The sequence below is a fragment of the Candidatus Phycosocius bacilliformis genome, assembly GCF_003112735.1.
Lineage (GTDB): Bacteria > Pseudomonadota > Alphaproteobacteria > Caulobacterales > Aquidulcibacteraceae > Aquidulcibacter > Aquidulcibacter bacilliformis.
On sequence record NZ_BFBR01000003.1, the window covers coordinates 319,579 to 339,452 of the forward strand.

Sequence of the window (19,874 nt, forward strand, 5' to 3'; positions counted from 1 at the left end):
ATCCCATCTGGATCTTGTCTGGATATTCTCTGGCCAGCCACCCTTCCGGTGGCCCAGACGTTAATTGCCTTCGCCAGGCTTGGGTGAGAAATATTTCTCGAACTTGCCGTCTTCCTTGGCAAAATCATCACGATCGGCTGGGGGCTCACCCTTTACCGTGATATTTGGCCAGATGCGGGCATAGTCAGAGTTGATCTTCAACCACTTGCCATCAGGCTCATCCTCAGTGTCAGGCTTGATAGCATCCACAGGGCATTCAGGCTCACATACGCCGCAATCAATACACTCGTCTGGATGGATCACCAGAAAGTTTTCGCCCTCATAGAAACAATCGACGGGGCAAACCTCGACACAATCCATATATTTGCACTTCACGCAGGCGTCGGTCACGATATAGGTCATGGTGCTTGCGGGGGCTCCTCAACAATCTCCGTGGCCGATGTGACGGCCTCAGCGCAAAACGTCAACCTCATCAGGGTCAATTGCGGCATTATAGAGCAGAACCGCCTCTGAAGCGGGCCCACGCCGCACCCCCAATGCGAGGATTTGGAGATGGTGGGCCTGCCCGCCACTGGCAAAAGCGAGGACATCGCCGGGGGCGATTTGATAGCCGGGCTTGTCGATCTTGCGCACCCCAAGCCCACCACGAACCAGCCGCACCCCTTTGCGGGTGACAAATTCTGTTGCCATGCTTCGCGTCTTGAAAAAGCGGGCGCGCCACAGCCACACATCCAGACGCGCGCGATCAGCTGGGTCTTCGGCTGCGCTCATTCGGACCCAGGCTCACCCGCCTCTGGCGCAGGTGTAGAATTTGGCACCTCAGCTTTGGTCTTGGCGCGATTGTGGCCTTTGTGTTTCTTGCGTTTGGACGAGGCTTCCTTGCGCGGAGGCGGCTCGGGACTTAGGCGTAAGCCGGCCAGGATCGCGAAGGGATTGTTGGGATCAATTTTGGCCGATCCGGCTTGGGCGGGGCGGGGTGGCGCAGCAGCAAAACTGCGGCCTTCTGGCGGCCTTCCACCGCCCCGCTGTGGTCCACGCCCCTCACGCGGCGGCCGATTGCCGCCGGGACTGCCCTCACGACCCGGTCTGCCCCCTGCCCCGGCTTGTGCAGGGCGAGGACCTCCCTCGCGGGCGGGTCGTGCACTGTCTGGCCGTTGGCCGGCATGGGCCCCATCGGTGCGTTTGGGAGGGGGACGTCGGAATGAGCGGCCCTCTGGGCGCGGCGGCTTGGCCCGCTTGCGCCGCCACAAGGTGACAGTTTCCATGGCCACAGCATCGCTTTGCGCCGGGGTTTCAGCGTCCGGCGCGGCTTCCGCCACCCCCTCGTCAACAAGCTGATTTTCAGGGGCGGCTTCTTCAACCGGGCCAAACTCTGCCTCAGCGGTCACTTCGGCGGCAGTTTCGGGTGCGGTTTCTGGTGCAGTTTCAGGTGCGATTTCGGGGGCTGCATCGCCAGCAATAGCCTCAGACGAAGGCTCGGGCGCAGGTGTTGGCTCGACCTGCGCCTTGACTGGCCGGGTCGTCTCAAACTTTTCCCAGCCCAAAGCCTCCACCACCGCTTCGGCCTCGTCATTGGACGCCCCAAGCAGCGACACAATCACCGTGGGGAACGGGCATGGACCTTTGGCAGCTTCAGCCGCGTCAAACAAGGCATCCGCAATCCGGTCGACAATATCCAGACGCACCGCGCGCTGGCCAAAAGCGCGGAAGCCTGCAGCGGCCAAGGGGCGAGCAGCGACGGGCTGGGCCAGATTAAAGCTGGTTACGCCCAAAGGCGGCAAAAACGGGGTATCAGCTTGAATATCACCGCCATCGGCAAAAAAGCCCAATAGGGCATGCAGCCGCGCCGGACGCGGCTTAAGCAGAGCTGGCGCATAAACATTGGCGCGGCCAAACCGCAGACCAGCGGTGCGCAAGGCCTTGCGGTCATCCTGCGACAATTGTCGGATATCGGCATCCAAATCGGCCCGCTCCATCACGCCACCGGCTTCAGCGACCCGGTAAGCAATGCCGCGCGCGAGGCCCTTTAGTGCGTCACCTTCGGCGGCCTCAGCCAAAGCCTTTAGGGGGGCGAGATCACGCGCGACAATCTCGCCCAGCCAGACGTCGAGCCGGTCTTGCGCCTTTTTGACATGGTCATCCGCCGCCAATTCACCGCCCAACAGGGTCGCTTTGGGCTTCAGCAGTGGCTGGCGCGTCATCAGACGGGCAATCTCATCGCCGCGCCAGATAATCAGGCCTTGGTCTGACAGCACGAAGTCATTGATGCCACCCGTGGCGATGGCCTCCAGCCGACGGGTCAATTCCGGGCGCAAAGCTTGGAAAGCGGCATTTTTCACCGCGCGCTCTTCCAACCCTGTGGCCATGGGGTCTGCCATGAAGCGCAGCCCGACCAAGCGACCAATCAAATGGCCCTCGACGGCGACTTCGCCGGTTTCCTTCACTTCAACGTCCATGGCATGTTCCCGTTTGAGGCCCTTTAACAGGGCAGACGTCCGCTTATCGATAAAGCGCTGCATCAGGCGCTCATGGAGTGTATCAGACAGACGGTCTTCTATCACCCGTGTTTGACCTTGCCAGTGACTATTTTCATCAACCCAGTCAGATCGGTTCGCCACATAGGTCCAGGTACGGATTGCTGCCAGCCTTTGTTGCAATTGCTCGATATCCCCATCGGTGCGATCGAGCTCAGCGACCCGGCGGGCAAACCAGTCTGACGGGATGCGGCCTTTGGGTTGCAGCAGATGGGCCGCAAGGCTTTCGACCAGATGGACATGCTCATCTTGCGGGGCTTTGCGAAAGTCTGGCAATTGGCATGCATCCCACAGGCGGCGTACCCCTGCGGGTGCCCGTGTCAGCGGGCCGACCCACTCAAGACAAGCAATCCGGCGAAAGGCTTCTTCATCAATCGCGCCGCGCGATCGCTTCAACGAGGGATGCGGCGACGGGGCTTCTAATGAAGCGATCAGCGCTTGGCAGGAGCGGTAATCAAGCTCTGCGGTGCGCCACTCCAGCGCATCGACGGGTTCAAAATTATGGCCCTCGACCCGCTCAATCGTGTCGGTATCAAGATCAGGGCAGTCGGCGGTCTCACCAAAAGTGCCGTCGGTGCGAAAGCGGCCCGCCCGGCCGGCAATCTGGGCGATTTCATCCGCCCGCAAGGGCCTGTGACGCCTGCCATCATATTTGGACAGGCTGGCGAATGCGACATGGTCGACATCCATGTTGAGGCCCATGCCAATCGCGTCAGTCGCGACCAGAAAATCGACCTCGCCGGATTGATAGAGTGCGACTTGGGCGTTGCGTGTGCGCGGGCTCAAGGCCCCCATCACCACCGCCGCACCCCCCTTGTGTCGACGGATCAGTTCGGCAATCGCATAGACGTCTTCCTGGCTGAAAGCGACAATGGCACTTCGCCGGGCCAATCGCGTGATCTTGCGCGAGCCGGTATAGGTCAAAGTCGACAGCCGTTCGCGCCGTTCAATCTCAATGCCGGGGATCATGGCGCGGATCATCGCGCGCATGGTGTCAGAGCCCAGAAACATCGTCTCGGCTGTGCCGCGCGCCCGTAATAATCGGTCGGTAAAAATGTGGCCGCGGTCAGGATCAGCACACAGCTGGATCTCATCGACAGCCACAAAGGAAAATGCCCGATCCAGCGGCATGGCTTCAACTGTGGCGACAAAATAGCGCGCCGTGGCTGGCACAATGCGCTCTTCGCCGGTCACCAGCGCAACATGACCGACACCCTTCTGCTTGACGATACGGTCATAGACTTCGCGCGCCAAAAGCCGCAGCGGCAGGCCGATCATGCCCGTGGGATGGCCTAGCATACGCTCGACCGCCAGATGGGTCTTGCCAGTATTGGTCGGGCCCAGAACAGCCCACACCCGGCTCTCGCGATCAATCAGTCCAACCATGGACCAGACCTAGAGTTTTTGCGGCGCATGGGAAACCCTCATCTGCTTTTCGGCCCGCGCCCGACTGACCGGCATTAGAACAAGCGTTCTAATCCGGCCTCACGAATAGTTGACCTCTGAGGTGCTGGGTGTCACCTTTGTTAAACAATTCGGGCAAAACTGCCCTGAAGATAGGCCGGGACTGATATGATCCTGGCGGTAAATGCTGGGAGAATTCATGATGGTTGCTGCTGCGATCAATGCCGCCACCCCGAAAAAGCGCGCTTTTTCAAAGCAGAATGCCAAGTCTCCCGAAAGTGCCGGTCGGCTCAAGCCGCCACCACTGGCGCTGACTTTGGTTGAAGGTCGCGGTGTGGTCGAACTGGCTGCAACCCTGGCGACGCGCAGCATTTTGCGCCACGCCCCGCGCGGAGATGGCCATTCGGTTCTGGTTTTGCCGGGTTTTCTGGCCAGTGACCGGTCAACCCAACCGATTCGCCGCTTTTTGGACGAGTTGGATTACGACACCCATGGCTGGGGTCAGGGCCAGAATCTGGGAAAATTCTATAAGATGCGTGAGGTGCTGGAGGGCCGTCTTGGCGAGATCCATGCCAAGTCCGGGCAGAAAGTCTCGTTGGTCGGGTGGAGCTTGGGCGGGGTATTTGCCCGCTATCTGGCCCTGGTTCATCCTGACAAAGTGCGCAGCGTGATTACGCTTGGCAGTCCGTTTGCCGCCGATATTCACGCCACCAGCGCCAAGAAACTCTATGATCTATTGTCAAATGAAGGCCCGGCCCGGCCTGGAGATCTGGAAAAGATCGCCGGTGATCTGCCAGTCCCCAATTCATCGATCTACACCAAGCTCGATGGCATCGTGAATTGGAAAACCTGTATCGCCAAGCCTGCTGACAATGCCGAAACGATTGAAATTCGCCTTGCCAGCCATGTCGGCATCGGGGTCAATCCGGCCGCTTTCTGGGCCACTGCCGACCGGCTCGCCCAACCCGAAGGCACATTCAAGCCCTTTGCCAAAAGCGGGCCCTTTGCTTTGGCCTATGGTTAAACAAGCCTCTAGGTACGAACCGATCTCGATGGCATCGGTCAGGTCAGCAAGTCCGTAATTCATCCCCCTATTTTCGGCCACAAGCTTGCGGACCTTTCAGGTCCGTGGTTGACTACAGGTCAGCTTAAGTGTCCACGTATCGGACACGCCGGATGATAGGCATAAGTGCAGATCAACTGCACATCTTTATTGGGGGAAGTCATGAGTGAAGCGGTACGCCTGTCGTCCCTAGATGCATCTTTCCTCTATATGGAAACACCCGAGATGCCGATGCATGTCGGGTCGCTCTCCCTGTTTCAACTGCCTGAGGGCTACAAGGGCGATTATTTTGAGGCCTTCAAGGCCCAGATTGAGGATCGGCTCGACGCTGTGCCGATGTTGCGCAAGAAATTGTCCCGCACCTTGCTCGACCTCGATCATCCGTCCTGGGTGGATGATGAGCAATTCGACATCAACCGCCATATCTTCCGCGGCAGCCTGCCTGAACCGCGTGATATGGCGACTTTGCGCCGTATCGTTGGCTGGATGCATGCGAAACTTCTCAATCGCGCGCGCCCCTTATGGGAATTCTATGTGTTTGAGAATCTGCCTGGCAATAAGGTCGGGCTTTATGCCAAATTGCATCATGCGCTGATTGATGGGGGTGCCGGGGTGGCCCTGTCGCAAATCGTCTATGACCTCTCGCCCAATCCCGCGCCGCGCACCAAAGCCGCCAAAGCTGATGCCAACAGCGAAGGGGAAACCAACACCAAGAAAAAAGGCCGGGCGCGCGATGTCGCAGCCTCGGTGATGAACACCTATGTCAATCTCTGGCAGCGCCCGTTTGACAAGGCGGCTGCTGCCAGCCCGATCGCGCTCAAACGGACGGGCAAGACCGACTTTGGGTCCACGCTGATCGATCATGTGGTCGACCAAGTCGAAGTGGGTATGAAAACAGTGGCGAATTTGCCTGCCATGCTGAAGACCGCGGGCAGCGTGCTGCCCGGTCTTCTCGATGTTGGCAAACTCAAGGATTTGCCCAAATTGATCCCGCCGAGCACGCCCTTCAACAAGGCCATTAGTTCAGAGCGGGCGTTTGGGACCGCCACCTTGTCGATCAAGCGCGCCAAGGCTGTCGCCAAGGCGGCGGGTGGCAAGCTGAACGACGTGGTGCTGGCGGTTTCTGCCGGTGTGCTGCGCCGTCATCTTTTGGCCATGGGTGCGCTACCTGACAAGCCATTGGTGGCCATGGTGCCGATTTCACTGCGCGAGGATGGCAATGCCGATACCAATAATCAGGCCTTTGCCATGTCTTGCCCGATTGCCACCCATATCAGCGACCCGCGGGAACGATTGGCAGCGATCATTGCCGATTCCGTGCAAGCCAAATCCGTGGTCAGCCCGCTGAAGGACTTCATCCCCAATTTCACCAATGCTTCTGTGTTGGGCGCACCGATGGCGATGCAGATCGGCTCGCTGCTCTATGGTCGGTCCGGCCTGTCCGATGTCTTGCCGCCGGGGGCCAATGTGATTGTTTCCAATGTGCCCGGTCCGCCCATTCCGCTCTATGCAGCCGGGGCCACCATGCTGCATTTGTGGCCGGTATCCATTCCCGCCCATGGCATGTCGATCAATATCACGGTGCAGGGCTATCAGGATCAGCTGGAAGTCGGTGTCATTGCCGGGGCCAATATCTTCCCCGATGTGCAGCCGCTGGCAGACATGATGGCTGAGGAATTGGATGTGTTGGAAAAGGCATTTGAGACAGTCAAAGCCTGATCAGCCATCGGCAAAGCTGTGGGTCTGATCCTTCAAGATCATCATGGTCACATCATCAGCGGCTTTGCGGCGAACCTTGATCAGGTCGAGAACCCGCTCATCGGACAAAAAGCGCCACAGCACTTTGGGATTGGGGTACCAAAAGGCACCCACCACATCCCATTGCCCAGCTGGTCCCACAAGGTCGAGGGCGACAATGCCGTGGGTTACCCGCCTCGCCCCATATTCGTGCAGGATTGGGCCGATACCACTCTGATAAGTCTGCCAAGCGGCATCGGCGCGTCCATCAGCCAGATCATGGCGGAATCGCAAGAGCGACAATACAATAATGGGCTCTTCCGACGGCAATTTTTTAATTGCCTGTAGTGCGGCCAGCGATGGCTCAATCTCGTCAAACAGCCCCATGACACTAAGGAATAGCCAAGCGGCAGCCAACGCAAGCCAGCCACGCAGCGTTTCACTGCGATTGTGAGGGACTAGTTGGAAAAATGTCGCTTTTTGGGGCCGGCATAGCCAAAAAGCCAAGCAGCAACCTTGCGCTTTTGGATTTCCTCGCTGCCCTCGGTGATGCGATAGCGGCGGTGATGACGATAGATGTGCTCAAACGGTTTGTGGCGCGAATAGCCGATGCCGCCATGGACTTGCATCGCCAGGTCGGCTGCCTCGCAACACAGGCGGTTTGCCCAATAATTGCACATGGAGACCTTATCAGAGAGCCGCTTCTCGACCTCCGGCTTGCTCATTTGATCCATTTCCCAAGCCGTCTTGTGAATAAGCAGGCGGAGCATTTCGGCCTGGGTCGCCAGTTCCACCAGCGGCCATTGGATCGCCTGATTGGCAGCCAAAGGCTCACCAAACGGCTTACGCTGACGCGCATAGGCCACACTCTCCTCGATACAATAAACCGCTGCCCCGAGCGATGAGGCAGCCTGACGAATGCGGTTTTCGTGCACAAAGTGCTGAGCCAAGGCCAAACCCATCTCAGGAGGGCCAAAGACAGCACTTTGGGGCACCCAGACGTCCTTGAAACTGACACGTGGGTGGTCAGTCGGCATATTGAAGGTCCACAGATATTCTTCAATCGTCACGCCTGGATCATCTGCCGGCAAAAAGAAGCAGGTGATGCCACGCGCATCTCCCGCCTGCCCGCTCGTGCGGGCAAAGAACATCACATGTGTGGCGACATGCATGCCCGTCAGCCACATTTTCTGCCCGTTCAACAACCACCCATCGACACCATCACGGGTCTGGCGCACCCCTGTACTCTCCATATGCGTGGCATCAGAGCCGTGATTGGGTTCGGTCAAACCAAAACAAGCAATGAATTCCCCACGCAAGCTTTTGGCCAAAAGCTCTTCTTTCTGTTCGGGGGTGCCAAAGTCACGCAGCATTAACGCGCCAGGCATATTGCCGACGATTGAATGTTCGTTCTGCAAATCATTGTGCAAGCCAAGCCCCTTGGCCGCCAGATGTTCGCGGATGATCGCCATAGCCAAATTGCTGCCATCCTTGCCGCCAAACTCGGCAGGCAGCGCATAGCGATAATGGCCTGCGGCATCGGCCCGCCGTCGGGCTTCGCCCAACAGGGCTTCCCATTCCGGGCGTGGCAGGCCCTGATTGTCAAAGTCAGTTCGCGCCCATTCGCGACGATGGTCGAAAAAGCGGATATTGTCATCGGCCTCTTCCAGCGGCTTGATCTCGCGGGCGATGAAATCATCCAGCTCGATCAAATAATCAGCAATCGGCTGGGGAATGGTGAAATCCATGATCTGCCTCCCTGCAACATCTCGCCTCTGACGGGCGCATCACCCCATGATGTCTGGGCCGGAGACGGGATGCAACTGGCGACAAAGGTCTGGGAGGCGGTTTTCAACACGCTGGAATGACAAAATCGTGACTGCTGAATAAAATACAGTATGTTCATTTTTTTGCTTGCATCTATCACTGCGCCGGGTTAGGTGTGGGTCAACGAGGACAAAAAGCCCGTTATCTTCAACCTTTTCAGGAGCCTCCCCATGCGCTTCAAGACGCTCGTCGCTGGATTTGCCTTTGCCTTGACTGCCACTGCAGCCATGGCTGCCTACAATAATGTTGTCGTTAAGTTGAAAACCCCGGTTGCAGAAGCCTCCGACAGCGTGATCGCGCTCGGGGCTGTTTGGAACTGCTCGGGCGACACCTGCACCTCCGTGCTGGACCGCAAGACCCCGCAAGTGCGTGACTGCCGTCAGATTGCGCGCACCCTGGGCCCTGTTGCCAGCTACACGGTTGGTAACGCCAGCCTCGATGAGGCCGGTATCCAAGCCTGCAATAGCGCAGCCAAATAAGCGCAAGGCGATGCTCCAGATGCGAAAAGCCGCATCTGTTTCCCATTACTCAGAAGGCGAGCCTTTATTGGCTCGCCTTTTCTGCATTTAACGCCAAGCGCCCGATCGTTTAACCGACGGCGGCCTGATCAGTGTGCGAGGGTGCTTCATAATCGCCATTAAGCGCCTGATCGATGGCGGCGAACAAAACTTCTGGGCGGATCGGCTTGGCCACATGGGCATCCATGCCCGCTTCCAGGCATTCCTGCACGTGGTGGGTCATGGCATTGGCGGTCAAGGCGATAATAGGCGTATGGGGCCGCTGATTCAGCCGTTCGAGGGCGCGAATGCGCATCGTCGCTTCCGGCCCCGACATGATGGGCATTTGCACATCCATCAAGATGAGATCGAAATGATCCTGGTTCCACAGATCAACGGCGATTTGACCATTCTCGGCGAAAACCGGTTCGATTCCGACTTGTTCAAGCAGCATCTGCAAGACCAGCCGATTATGTGCGTTATCTTCTGCTGCCAGCACACGAACTTGCTGGCCGTCAGTACCATCTTGGGCGCGCGACTCTTCAAATTGACCTGCATCCGTGCGTTCAGGAGCCACACCCAGCGGCAAAGGAACTGTGAAGCGGAAAACCGAGCCTTCACCCGACCGGCTTTCAAAGTCGATCGTGCCTCCCATCAGGCTGACGAGCTGCCGGCAAATGGCCAAGCCTAGGCCGGTGCCGCCAAACTTGCGATTGGTTGCTGTCTCGGCCTGGCTGAAGGGCTCAAACAGGCGACCTTGGACGTCCGGTTCAATGCCGATCCCGCTATCGCGAACCGCAAAAGCGAGTTCGCGGTGACCAGCGCCTAAGTCGCGCGCGCTGATTGTGACCAATACGCCGCCGTCCTGGGTGAATTTCACCGCATTGGACACCAAGTTATAAAGGACTTGCTTGATGCGGGTTGGGTCGCCAAGACACCAGATGTCGGCACTCTCGTCGACATTAACGGCAAAGCTGATACCCTTTTGATGGGCGCGCAAGGTGAACATCGCCTCGGTTGAGCGGACGATTTCCATGACGGAAAAATCCAATGCCTCAATCGACAGCTTACCCGCTTCAATCTTGGCAATGTCCAGCACGTCATTGAGCAGCGCCAAAAGTGTGTCGCCGCTGTCTTGGATCACCGCCAACATACGCAATTGCCGATCATCCAGATTGGTGCGCGATAAGGCATCCGCCATACCCAAAACCCCATTCATTGGAGTTCGGATCTCATGGCTCATTTGCGCCAAAAAGGCAGATTTGGAATGGTCAGCCGCTTCTGCAGCCGTCTTGGCAGCTTCAAGGTCGCGGGTCCGTTCTTCGATCCTTGCTTCCAAAGTTGAGGCATGGACGGCCAAGGCGTCTCGGGCTTCCACCAGATCTTGGGCTTGGCCGCGGAACAAAGCCGCCACCCTAGCCCAACACAGACCTGCCCCCACCATACAGGTCAACAGCGCCCCGAGCCCCAAACTCAAGAGCAGAAAAGCTGCGTCAATTTCAACTTTGAGGCCAGCGGCAATTTCCCGACGCGCTTTCTCAAGCTGGCGCGCTTTGCGCGTCCCGGCGATGGCATAGGACTGGGATTGCAACAGAGCGCGCGCATCAGCCTTGCGGCCAGCGGCTGCCAGCACCACAGCCGAATCTTCAATCGCGCCCATTTCCCGGGTTACGGTATAAATATTGGCAAAGGCACTCTTTTTGGTGGATTTGGGGGCCAGTTGGATGGCTTTTTCAATCAAGGCCTCACGTGGTTCGCTCAACGCAATAAAGCGCTCACGATCCTCGGGCCGCCCCATATAGGTGAAGTCATCGGCGGCCTCGCTAACGCGTTGGTCAACCCAAGTAGCCTCACTCCATGTCCGCTCAAACTTGGCCAATCGCTCAGCTTGACTCGATAAATTGCGCACAGCGGAGAGAGCCACCACGGCACCAAACAAGGTGCCGAGGACGGATAGGACCAGCGCAGACCAAAGCCAAGAGCGGACGTGGCGGGATTGAGACATAGGCCTTTTTGGCACAAAAGGCTCAACTTCCAGTTAATGAACCGCCACAAATCCGACTGTTACGCCTTGTCCTACATACGATTTCGCAACGGCAGCAGGTCAGGGAATTGACCCGGCTCTTTCGCTGCATTGGCGCGGAAGGCCTCCGCCATATGGCTGGGGCTGAACATGCCTGCTTGCCAGGTCGCGATATAGTCCAAGCTGTCGCGGATCGAATGGTCGCGGGCATAATTGATCATCAGTTTTGACCCGGTGACCGCCAATGGAGCCTTTGAGGCAATTTCGCGGGCGGTTGCCAAGACATGGGCCACCAATTCCTCATGTGTGTCGAAAAGCTCATTGACCAAGCCAATTTCTTTAGCCTTTTGAGCCCCCAATCGGCGACCAGTATAGGCCATTTCACGCACCCAACCCTCAGGGATCAGTTTGCACAGACGCGGGAAAGTACCAACGTCCGCCGTCATGCCGATATTGACCTCCTGGATACAGAAAAATGCATCCTTGCTTGCCCAGCGGATATCGGTTGCAGAAATGAAATCGACCGCCCCACCGATACAGCCACCCTGAATCGCAACCAATACGGGAACGCGTGCTTCATCCATGCAGGAGAAGCAATCCTGCAGATAATGGACATGGCGGCGGAAGCTCTCGCCCCGGGTTTCTCGGTCTGCGATTGAGCCTTGGGTCACGCCATCGCCTGTGGAAAACACCGCCAGATCCATGCCTGAGCAGAAATGCTTGCCCGTTGAGGTGATGACGATGACGCGTGCACGCGCATTATCATTGATATCCTTAATGATTTTCGGAAAATCATTCCAAAAATCAGGAGTCATCGAATTGAAAGCCTCAGGCCTTTTCAGCACGATATGGGCGATATTATCGGCAATGGTGACATCAAAGCAGGTCGACGTGGGCGCAGACGGGGCATCATACATGGTCGCATTCCTCTTTTGCCTAAGGCGTCAGCCACGCTGTCAGGGGCTTTCGCAGTGATTTGAACAAGCCTACAACAGGGCTTTGGGGACGTCATCATGTGCCTTTAATAGGCCCATGTTCAAGCCCATGATGACACTGAATATTCCATGCCGAGGAGGTTGCAGCTTGTCAAACCAGAACGGGATTCATCGCCGAGGCCTCTTGTGGGTAAGCGTAGGGGTTGGTGCCGGATTTGCCGGTCTCGCCCACGCCCAAAGTGCAGGCCAGATGTTGGAGGAATTGGCCAAAGCCGCTGCCGCTCGGCGTGCAGGCGGGCCTGCAACCTTACCCAGTTTTGATGGCGAAGAACGCCTAACAAGCTCCGGCAATGAGCGGGAAGATGGCTTGCGGGCCGCGCTGTTACAGGGGGCCGACCTGGCTGTTTCCCGTTTGGGCAAAGTCGATGGCTTCTGGGGCGACCGCCGGGTGCGCATCCCGCTGCCTGAACCCTTGGGCAGCCTGCAACGGCGATTGGCACCACTGCGGCTCAGTGTCCCCTTGGATAATTTCCAGCTCCGTCTCAATCGTTCAGCCGAATCCATGATGCCAAAGGCCGGGGCCATTTTCGTGGATACCATCCGCGGTTTGACAATCGAGGATGTGGTGTCTTTGCTGCGCGGCGGCGACACCGCTGGCACCGACTGGCTGAAAGCCAAATCCTGGACGAGTTTGGTGGGCCTTTTGACGCCCCCCATGGCTGAGGCTGTGGAAGCATCCGGCGCGGGGCCAGCACTTGACCGGATCGAAAGCCGCTATGGCAGCGAAATTGAACGACTGGGTGGCTGGCGGGAACTGCAAACCTATTCCAGTGCGCCCATCACCCTGCCATCCCCGCCGCCGCCGCCTGCACCTCCGGCCCCGCCTCCGCCAGTGGCAGCTAAATCAGCCCCCAAATCCAAAGCAGCCACCAAGGCGTTGCCGCCTGCACCCGCGCCAGAGCCAGCACCACCACCCCCACCGCGGGTATTGACAAGTCCCTTGAAGAACCAATTGGTCGGCTTTGCCGTAGAAAAGGCCTTGGATGGTTTGTTCACCTATGTCGGTGAAGAAGAGCGTGCGATCCGCAAGGATCCCGCCCGGCGGGGAACCGACCTTCTCAAGCGGGTATTTGGCAATTTGTAGGTCGCCTGCCGACCAGTGTGAAAGCAAAATCACGTGACGGATCTTATTGAGACGCGCCTGCGGCAATCTGTGAGCGGCGGCACGATGGCAGGACTTGTGTGGGCCAGGGAGGATCAGGCCGGGGCAGCACCAGCATTGATCTTTTTTCATGCCAATGGATTTTGCGTCTCAACCTATCGATCACTGCTCAAGCCGGTCGCGGCGGCTTTGAATGCACCAGTTGCCGCCTTTGACTTGCGCGGACATGGCTTGACCGATCTGCCGGATAATCCAGATCATCAGGACAATTGGAACCGCTTTGCCCACGATATTGCCGATCTTATTGGGCAAATCGCGCCTGAAGGTGCCGTGCTGGCCGGCCACTCCATGGGCGGCACCTCAGCACTTCTGGCCTCTGGACTGCGGCCAGACTTGGTCAAGGGCTTGTGCCTGTTTGACCCGGTGTTGGCCCCGACCCCATTTTACGTCTACGCCCATATGCCGTGGGTGTTCAGATTGTGGCGCAGTCAGTTTCCCTTGGCACGGGCCGCCGGACGTCGGCGGGCGGTTTTCCCAAGCCGGGCTGCAGCGATTGAGGCCTATCGCGGGCGCGGTGCGTTCAAGACGTGGCCGGAAGCCATGCTCGCCGATTATTGTGAGGATGGTTTAACCGATATGCCGGATGGTCAGGTTCGGCTTTCCTGCGCGCCGGCTTTTGAAGCGGCCTGCTTTGCTGGCCAACGCCATAATCCGATCAAGGCACTAAAAGCGTTGCGAGTTCCGGGGCGCTTGTTGCGCGGCGCGCGTCATTCCACCACGGTAGGAACGCTTATCCCCCTATTGACCCGCTGCGGTATCGCAGTTGAGACCATCGCAGAGACCAGCCATTTCCTGCCAATGGAACGGCCAGATGTGTGTGGACAGGCCCTGATTGAGCTTGTCAGATCGGTTTGATCAAGCGTGCTTCCAAGCTCGCGCGTGCTTGAGGTGGGATCGGGATGACTTTGCGCGCGACCAGGTCAAAGGTGACGGCCACCGCCTCGCAAACACAATAGACCTGCCCGGTCAGTGGGTGGGTTAGAATATGCTTGAGCGTATTGGTCTTTTCGGCCAACTCTGCGACGCCAGAATAGACCGCCGTGAAATCGCCAACCCCGGGCCAAGCCAGATAATCTAATCGATATTCCAGCACCGCTGCGCCAGCCTTGCGTGGCTGTCCGTCCATGGCACTCAATTCGGCTGTGGCTTCTTCCCGCCACGCGGTCATCAGATTGGGCACCGCCGTCGACACCCGCCCAATCATGCCTTCAGGATAGAGGCGGTTGAAGACATCGGCATCTTCGACCCGCACAGCCGACAAGCCAACCTGTTGAAAGCCACGGGCGATAAGATGAGCCGACTCAATCGGCTCTGGCTCGCTTTCAAACGGGATTGAGCGCGGGCGACCATGAATTGGTACCTCTACCATCACATGTGGCACCCGCTCTAACGTGCGGACCGGCCAAGGATAAGGCTTACCAGTGCTGGCCTCAACATGGCGCAATCGGGTTAGAAAAGTCGCCCCGATCGCCCCATCAAGAGCATGAACAATCTCGCCATAGACCACCATATCGGTGTCTTCGAGCCCAACAACGCCGCCACGAAAGAACAAGGGCGCGCCTTCGCGCGCTTCCCTCAAGAACCGGATATGCTGGCGAACTGGGATCAGTGTGGCAGTGGCTTCGGGTGCAAACGCGCGGTCACAACCCAGCCCTGCGGCCATCAGCATCATGCCATCCAGCGAACGGCGCACCCAAAAGCGCACATTCATATGGCCCATCTCGTCGCATTCCCAGGCCTCGACACTACCCCGCCAATAATCTTGCATCCGCCAGTCCACTTTCCCGATTAAGCAGCCAAGGCGCAGTCCTGACACTGACCACGCCCTTCAATCACCAAACGCTGGAGTTGGAAGCCGCGTGTCAAAGCGGCAGATTCCAACATTTGGGCAACGTCATCATAGGCCACCTCCGTCGCTTTGAGGCAGGAATTGCAGACAAACAAGGCAACGGGCTGGGTATGGCCTGCGTGGTTGCAGGCTACAAAGGTCGCATCTTGTTCGATCCGATGCACCAGGCCTAATTGGCAGAGAAAGTCGAGTGCGCGATAGACGGTTGGTGGTTTGGTGGCGCGGCCATCTTCCCCCGCCTTGCTGATCAAATCATAGGCCTTCATCGGTGTGTCAGAAGCGGCAAGTATCTCCAGAACACGCCGTCGAGGTGCTGTCAGCGTCATGCCGGCGCGCTGACACAGGGCTTCAGCCTCGCGGATAAGATCATGCATCGGAGCCTCCTGATGAAAACCGGCGTGTAAGTCACCATATGACCCCGCCTTCATGCCTGAGTTTGGCCAGGATGGAAAATGGGCATCACACTTGCGGCACCAGAATTCCTCCACTAATGAGTGTTATGAAATAACATAATAGGAGCCTCCCCGATGTCTGCTTTGTTTGTGAGCTTGTTGAGCCTTGCTGCCCCAGAGACTGCCGGGCCAGTCAACCAGACCGCACCGGTGCAAACACCAGAGACGATTGTGGTGACAGCCACCGCCTTGGGCGATCCATCTGACGCCATCAGCCAAGGCGTGGCGGTGGTGACCCGCAGCGAAGCACTCCAAGCCTCGATCGGGGGCGGCATTGGCGAGACTTTGGCCGGCATTCCGGGCGTGCGATCGACCTTTTATGGGGTCAATGCCTCGCGCCCCATCGTGCGTGGCCTCGGTGAAGACCGCATTCGACTGGTGTTGAACGGACTGGCTGGCATTGATGCCTCCACCATTTCGCCAGATCATGCTCCGGCGATTGACGGTCTGGATGCTGAAGCCATCGAAGTGCTGAAAGGCCCCGCAGCACTGCGCTATGGCGGCAATGCCGTGGGCGGGGTGATCAATGTGGTCGATGGTCGTCTGCCGACCCGCCTACCCGAAAAACCCATCGGCGGAGAAATTTTCGTCGGTGGCTCTACGGCTGAAGACGCAGGCACCGCGGCCCTGAAAATTGTCGGCACCTCGGGTCAGACTGTTTTCCGCCTCGATGGTTTCCGCCGCGAAGGCCAAGATTACAAAGTGCCGGGCTTTGTCCAAACAGCGGCCCTGCGCGCGGTCACAGGCGATGATGCCGAAGGGACGGCGTTCAACACACGCGGGGAAATCTGGGCTCTGGGTGGGAGCATTGGCAGGATTACAGAGCGGACCAATCTCGCTTTGTCGACCCGCCGCACCAAATCCAAATATGGGATTCCCGGCGAAGAGGCTTTCATTGACCTGAGCCAGACCCGTTATGATTTTCAGGCAGGTATTCGCGACCTGGGCTGGTTCGACAGCCTGACCCTCACTCTGACCTCTGGCGACTACACCCATAGCGAAATTGAGTTTGACGGGGCTGTCGGCACCGTCTTCACAAATGAGGGTTATGAGGGCCGGCTCGAGGCCCGCCACCGCAGCATGGGCAATCTGGACGGTCTGTTTGGTGTGCAATTCGGGTCTACCGATTTTGCCGCCCAAGGCGATGAGGCCTTCATTCTGCCGGTGACAATCGAGACACTCGGGGCCTTCTGGGTTGAGCGTTACAATGCCAACAATTGGGGCGCTGAAGTGGGTGCCCGTTATGAACGCCGCGATTATTCAGGTCTGGCTGGTAATCGGGATTTTGACCTTGGCAGCTTCTCGGCGAGCGGCTTCATCAAACCAGCCGATGGCCTGCGCCTGTCACTCAATCTCGGCTATACCGAGCGCGCGCCCACGGAAGTGGAATTGTTCGCGGATGGCCCGCATGCCGCAACCCAAGCCTATGAAATTGGCGATGCCAATCTGAAAGTCGAAACCGCAACCAGTGCAGAGGCCGTTGGTCGCTGGCAGGTCGGTCGCGCGACCTTGGACCTGACCGTGTGGCGCACCGGGTTTGACGGTTTCATCGCGTTTAACCCCACCGGCCAGATCGAAGACGGCCTGCCTGTGTTTGAGGTCAGCCAGAAAGACGCCACGCTGACAGGGGCTGAATTCCATGTCAGCTATTCATTGGGCGAAGCAGGTGGCTGGCGTTGGGTCGGCGAGGGTGGCATTGATACTGTGCGGGGCAGCTATGACGCAGGTGGTCCGATTGCGCGCATGCCGCCTACACTGGTGACACTCGGCCTTGAAGCAACCCGGCCCCAAATGCGCCTGCGCGCGGAAGTCCAGTCTTTGGCCGATCAGTCACGCACAGCGGCCTTTGAAACCCGCACGGAAGGCTCTACCATGGTCAATGCCCTATGGGCGTGGCGGCCGATCCAGAGTGAGGACAGAATCGAACTGACCTTTGAAGGCCGAAATCTGACCAATGAGGACATTCGCGAGCACACCTCCTTCCTTAAGGATTATTTGCCCAAGCCAGGTCGCTCGATCCGGGTCAGCCTTAAGGGGACATTTTAAAGCATCGTGGCGAAAACTGGCTTTCGGCTTTCGTCACAAGCGATGCGACACCAATCAACATAGGGCATCGTGCTGATCGGAAGATCCGGCACGATGCTTTTGCCCCATCCCAGCCAGTCCTCTGGCACGCCACGGTCGGCTGCTGAAATGTCCGGACAAATTTTTGGTGACAAGTCGACAAAGCCCCTGTTAAGAATGTTCTAGACAAGGAGCTGTCATGACCCAGATTTCTGCCCGCCACATGCTGATTGGATTTGCTGCCTGCCTCACAGCCATAGTCGGCACGGGCCCAGCCTCTGCTGCACCAAAAAAGAAAGCGACCGCCCCGGCAGCGGTACCCGCCCCGGCCCCGCTTGACCTCAACACCCCAGAAGGCGTGTTGGCGGCAAACCGCAAAATGGGATGCGATCTGCGCGACGGGGTCGCAGTCACCTATTATTGGGCCGGCGATGCTTATTCCCGCCGTCAGGGCGAGGCCGACAAATTATTGTTTCGGGCCGAGGGCATGAATATCCGCCAGTGTGTGACGGTCAATGACCCGGTGCGCGGGGCTGGTTATCGGCTGATCTCGCGTGAGCTGTTGATTTATACCGATCCCAAGACCGGCAAGGTTTTGAGCAAATGGACCAATCCGTGGACCGGCGAAGTGGTCGATGTGATGCATGTCGCCAATGATCCGGTGAACTCAACATCTTATGTTACAGGCCGCGACGGTCAGCCGATCCGCTGGACCGGCACGATTAGCGGCGATCATTGGTGGACCAACATCACGGTGCCTTTGTTCTATTCCAACCCGCTGGCTGGCAAATATCAGGCAGAAGTGGGCGGCACCTATCACGCCACCGAAATGTTCAACTTTGCGGGTACGGTAAAGGACTTACTCGACCCCACCAAAACAACCGCAGAGGCCAGCGTGGCATGGGTGCGGATTTCCGACTGGCTGCCTTGGATGCGCATGGGTGGCCGTGAAGGCGAAATCTACTTCAACACCAATGGCCGCAAACTCGACAGCTGGGACCAAATGCCCGCTGTGCTGAAAGATGAGATTGCCAAGAATTACCCTGCTTGGACATCGCCGCCGCCTCTGGATGATGCGCGACCCAATGAAACCTCGTGGTCCTATTTCCTCGATGTGAAGGAAGGTCGCAAAACCCTACCCAAGCGCGATTAAGCCATGTTAGGGCTCAGACTTAGGTCTGGGCCCTTTTGGTTTGAGCCCTTTTGGTTTGAGCCCCTTTTGGTTTGGGCTGATTTCTGTTCCCGGCGTGGAGTATGGTGCGATGATGAAACTTTATGGCGAGCATAATCCCGCCCCCAATCCCAGACGCGTGCGGATTTTCCTGGCTGAAAAGGGCATGGATGTTGAGCATGTCCATATCCCCATGCGCCAAGGTGCGCATAAGGCACCCGACTTCCTGACCAAAAACAGCCTTGGCCAAGTCCCCGTGCTGGAGCTCGACGATGGCACATGCATCTGCGAGAGCGTCAGCATTTGCCGCTATTTGGAAGCCATCCAGCCAGATCCGCCACTTTTTGGCACCACGCCGCTTGAGATCGCTACCATCGACATGTGGATCCGCCGCGTGGAGTGGCAGGTGATGAGCCCGATCGGGCAGATCTGGCGGCATACCCATCCGTTTACGGCTCATTTGTTGACCCAATATAAGGATTTCGGTGAGAGCAATCGCGCCCATGCCGACCGGGCTTATCATTGGCTCGACCGTGAAATGGCCGACAGGGACTATATTGCAGGCGCGGCTTTTTCCGCTGCCGACATTATGGCGCTGACCACCGTGGATTTTGGGAGCTTTATCGGCACGCCCATCCCAGAGGATTGCAGCCACCTCAAGGCGTGGCACGAACGCGTCAGCGCCCGGCCGAGTGCGGGGGCCTGAGGCTTGATCATTCAACAATGCGCCATCGGATGCATGCCTTTGTGAGGCGCCAGAGCTCAGCCATTCCTGAGCTCTGCCCCGTCGACCTCGTTGTGCGATTGCGCCCTTGCGCTGGGAGGTCCCGGATCGGCTGACGCCGTCCGGGATGACACCCATTTATAAATGCAACCAACTCTAAACGATGTCATCCCCGCCGAAGCGCAGCGAAGAGCGGGGACCTCCATGCGCATGTGCGCCACAAGGTCCCGGATCGGCTGACGCCGTCCGGGATTGTCTGTTTGTGATGTGTCAGTATGGTTGGGCTGGTTAGGCAATTTGGTGGGTGGCCGCCCACCAAATTGCCGACGTTGGTACGACCGTGCCGGGATCGGGTTTGAGGCCCGTTGTCAT

The 19,874-nt window shown here is 58.0% G+C and carries 17 protein-coding genes; 8 read left to right on the forward strand and 9 right to left on the reverse strand.

Annotation, left to right across the window (positions count from 1 at the left end; translation table 11 throughout):
* Positions 1–60: 60 nt before the first annotated feature.
* Genes fdxA through PbB2_RS07090 form a run of 3 tightly spaced genes read right to left on the reverse strand, consistent with a single transcriptional unit; the run spans position 61 to position 3,920 of the window.
* Positions 61–402, reverse strand: a complete 342-nt coding sequence (gene fdxA / locus PbB2_RS07080) for a ferredoxin FdxA (protein WP_108984604.1) — start codon at positions 400–402, stop codon at positions 61–63.
* Positions 403–450: 48 nt separating this feature from the next.
* The gene (locus tag PbB2_RS07085; RefSeq protein WP_108984605.1) at positions 451–771 is read right to left on the reverse strand and encodes a S4 domain-containing protein; all 321 of its coding nucleotides are present in this window, start codon (positions 769–771) and stop codon (positions 451–453) included.
* On the reverse strand, positions 768–3,920 hold the full coding sequence (locus tag PbB2_RS07090) for a helicase-related protein (RefSeq protein ID WP_108984606.1): 3,153 nt from the start codon (positions 3,918–3,920) through the stop codon (positions 768–770). The genes PbB2_RS07085 and PbB2_RS07090 overlap by 4 nt, the downstream gene beginning before the upstream one ends.
* Positions 3,921–4,137: 217 nt before the next feature.
* On the opposite strand from PbB2_RS07090, the gene PbB2_RS07095 reads away from it, so the two are divergent.
* Both PbB2_RS07095 and PbB2_RS07100 read left to right on the forward strand, forming a co-directional pair.
* Positions 4,138–4,962 (forward strand): esterase/lipase family protein, encoded by an 825-nt coding sequence (locus PbB2_RS07095; RefSeq protein ID WP_238164903.1) that lies wholly within the window; start codon positions 4,138–4,140, stop codon positions 4,960–4,962.
* Between the two features lie 201 nt (positions 4,963–5,163).
* Positions 5,164–6,720 carry a wax ester/triacylglycerol synthase domain-containing protein gene (locus PbB2_RS07100; RefSeq protein WP_108984607.1) on the forward strand — a complete coding sequence of 519 codons (1,557 nt, stop codon included), beginning with the start codon at positions 5,164–5,166 and terminating at the stop codon, positions 6,718–6,720.
* Here PbB2_RS07100 and PbB2_RS07105 read toward each other — a convergent pair whose 3' ends face one another.
* Together PbB2_RS07105 and PbB2_RS07110 are read right to left on the reverse strand one after the other, a co-directional pair.
* Positions 6,721–7,125: a hypothetical protein gene (locus tag PbB2_RS07105; protein ID WP_108984608.1), complete on the reverse strand. Its 405-nt coding sequence runs from the start codon at positions 7,123–7,125 to the stop codon at positions 6,721–6,723.
* Positions 7,126–7,196: 71 nt separating this feature from the next.
* The gene (locus PbB2_RS07110) at positions 7,197–8,486 is read right to left on the reverse strand and encodes an acyl-CoA dehydrogenase family protein (protein ID WP_108984609.1); all 1,290 of its coding nucleotides are present in this window, start codon (positions 8,484–8,486) and stop codon (positions 7,197–7,199) included.
* A 249-nt stretch (positions 8,487–8,735) separates the two neighbouring features.
* Here PbB2_RS07110 and PbB2_RS07115 point away from each other — a divergent pair, with 249 nt between their 5' ends.
* Positions 8,736–9,044: a DUF8200 family protein gene (locus PbB2_RS07115; protein WP_108984610.1), complete on the forward strand. Its 309-nt coding sequence runs from the start codon at positions 8,736–8,738 to the stop codon at positions 9,042–9,044.
* A gap of 109 nt (positions 9,045–9,153) precedes the next feature.
* Here PbB2_RS07115 and PbB2_RS07120 read toward each other — a convergent pair whose 3' ends face one another.
* Positions 9,154–11,067: an ATP-binding protein gene (locus PbB2_RS07120; RefSeq protein ID WP_108984611.1), complete on the reverse strand. Its 1,914-nt coding sequence runs from the start codon at positions 11,065–11,067 to the stop codon at positions 9,154–9,156.
* A gap of 71 nt (positions 11,068–11,138) precedes the next feature.
* Positions 11,139–12,002, reverse strand: coding sequence for a crotonase/enoyl-CoA hydratase family protein (locus PbB2_RS07125; protein WP_108984612.1), 864 nt, complete (start codon positions 12,000–12,002; stop codon positions 11,139–11,141).
* A 166-nt stretch (positions 12,003–12,168) separates the two neighbouring features.
* Between PbB2_RS07125 and PbB2_RS16235 the strand changes: the two genes are divergently transcribed.
* The gene (locus PbB2_RS16235; protein ID WP_238164904.1) at positions 12,169–13,164 is read left to right on the forward strand and encodes a DUF4197 domain-containing protein; all 996 of its coding nucleotides are present in this window, start codon (positions 12,169–12,171) and stop codon (positions 13,162–13,164) included.
* Positions 13,165–13,197: 33 nt separating this feature from the next.
* Positions 13,198–14,097: an alpha/beta fold hydrolase gene (locus PbB2_RS07135; protein WP_108984614.1), complete on the forward strand. Its 900-nt coding sequence runs from the start codon at positions 13,198–13,200 to the stop codon at positions 14,095–14,097.
* Here PbB2_RS07135 and PbB2_RS07140 read toward each other — a convergent pair.
* Positions 14,084–15,010 (reverse strand): acyl-ACP thioesterase, encoded by a 927-nt coding sequence (locus PbB2_RS07140; RefSeq protein ID WP_108984615.1) that lies wholly within the window; start codon positions 15,008–15,010, stop codon positions 14,084–14,086. The genes PbB2_RS07135 and PbB2_RS07140 overlap by 14 nt on opposite strands.
* Positions 15,011–15,030: 20 nt before the next feature.
* Positions 15,031–15,465: a Fur family transcriptional regulator gene (locus PbB2_RS07145; RefSeq protein ID WP_192576217.1), complete on the reverse strand. Its 435-nt coding sequence runs from the start codon at positions 15,463–15,465 to the stop codon at positions 15,031–15,033.
* Positions 15,466–15,618: 153 nt separating this feature from the next.
* Between PbB2_RS07145 and PbB2_RS07150 the strand changes: the two genes are divergently transcribed.
* The 3 genes from PbB2_RS07150 (at position 15,619) to PbB2_RS07160 (ending at position 19,484) form a co-directional block, all read left to right on the forward strand.
* A complete protein-coding gene (locus tag PbB2_RS07150; RefSeq protein WP_108984617.1) occupies positions 15,619–17,589 on the forward strand; it encodes a TonB-dependent receptor in 1,971 nt (656 codons plus the stop codon).
* A 217-nt stretch (positions 17,590–17,806) separates the two neighbouring features.
* Positions 17,807–18,760 (forward strand): DUF1838 family protein, encoded by a 954-nt coding sequence (locus PbB2_RS07155; protein ID WP_108984618.1) that lies wholly within the window; start codon positions 17,807–17,809, stop codon positions 18,758–18,760.
* A gap of 109 nt (positions 18,761–18,869) precedes the next feature.
* Positions 18,870–19,484, forward strand: a complete 615-nt coding sequence (locus PbB2_RS07160; protein WP_320410531.1) for a glutathione S-transferase family protein — start codon at positions 18,870–18,872, stop codon at positions 19,482–19,484.
* Positions 19,485–19,874 lie beyond the last annotated feature (390 nt).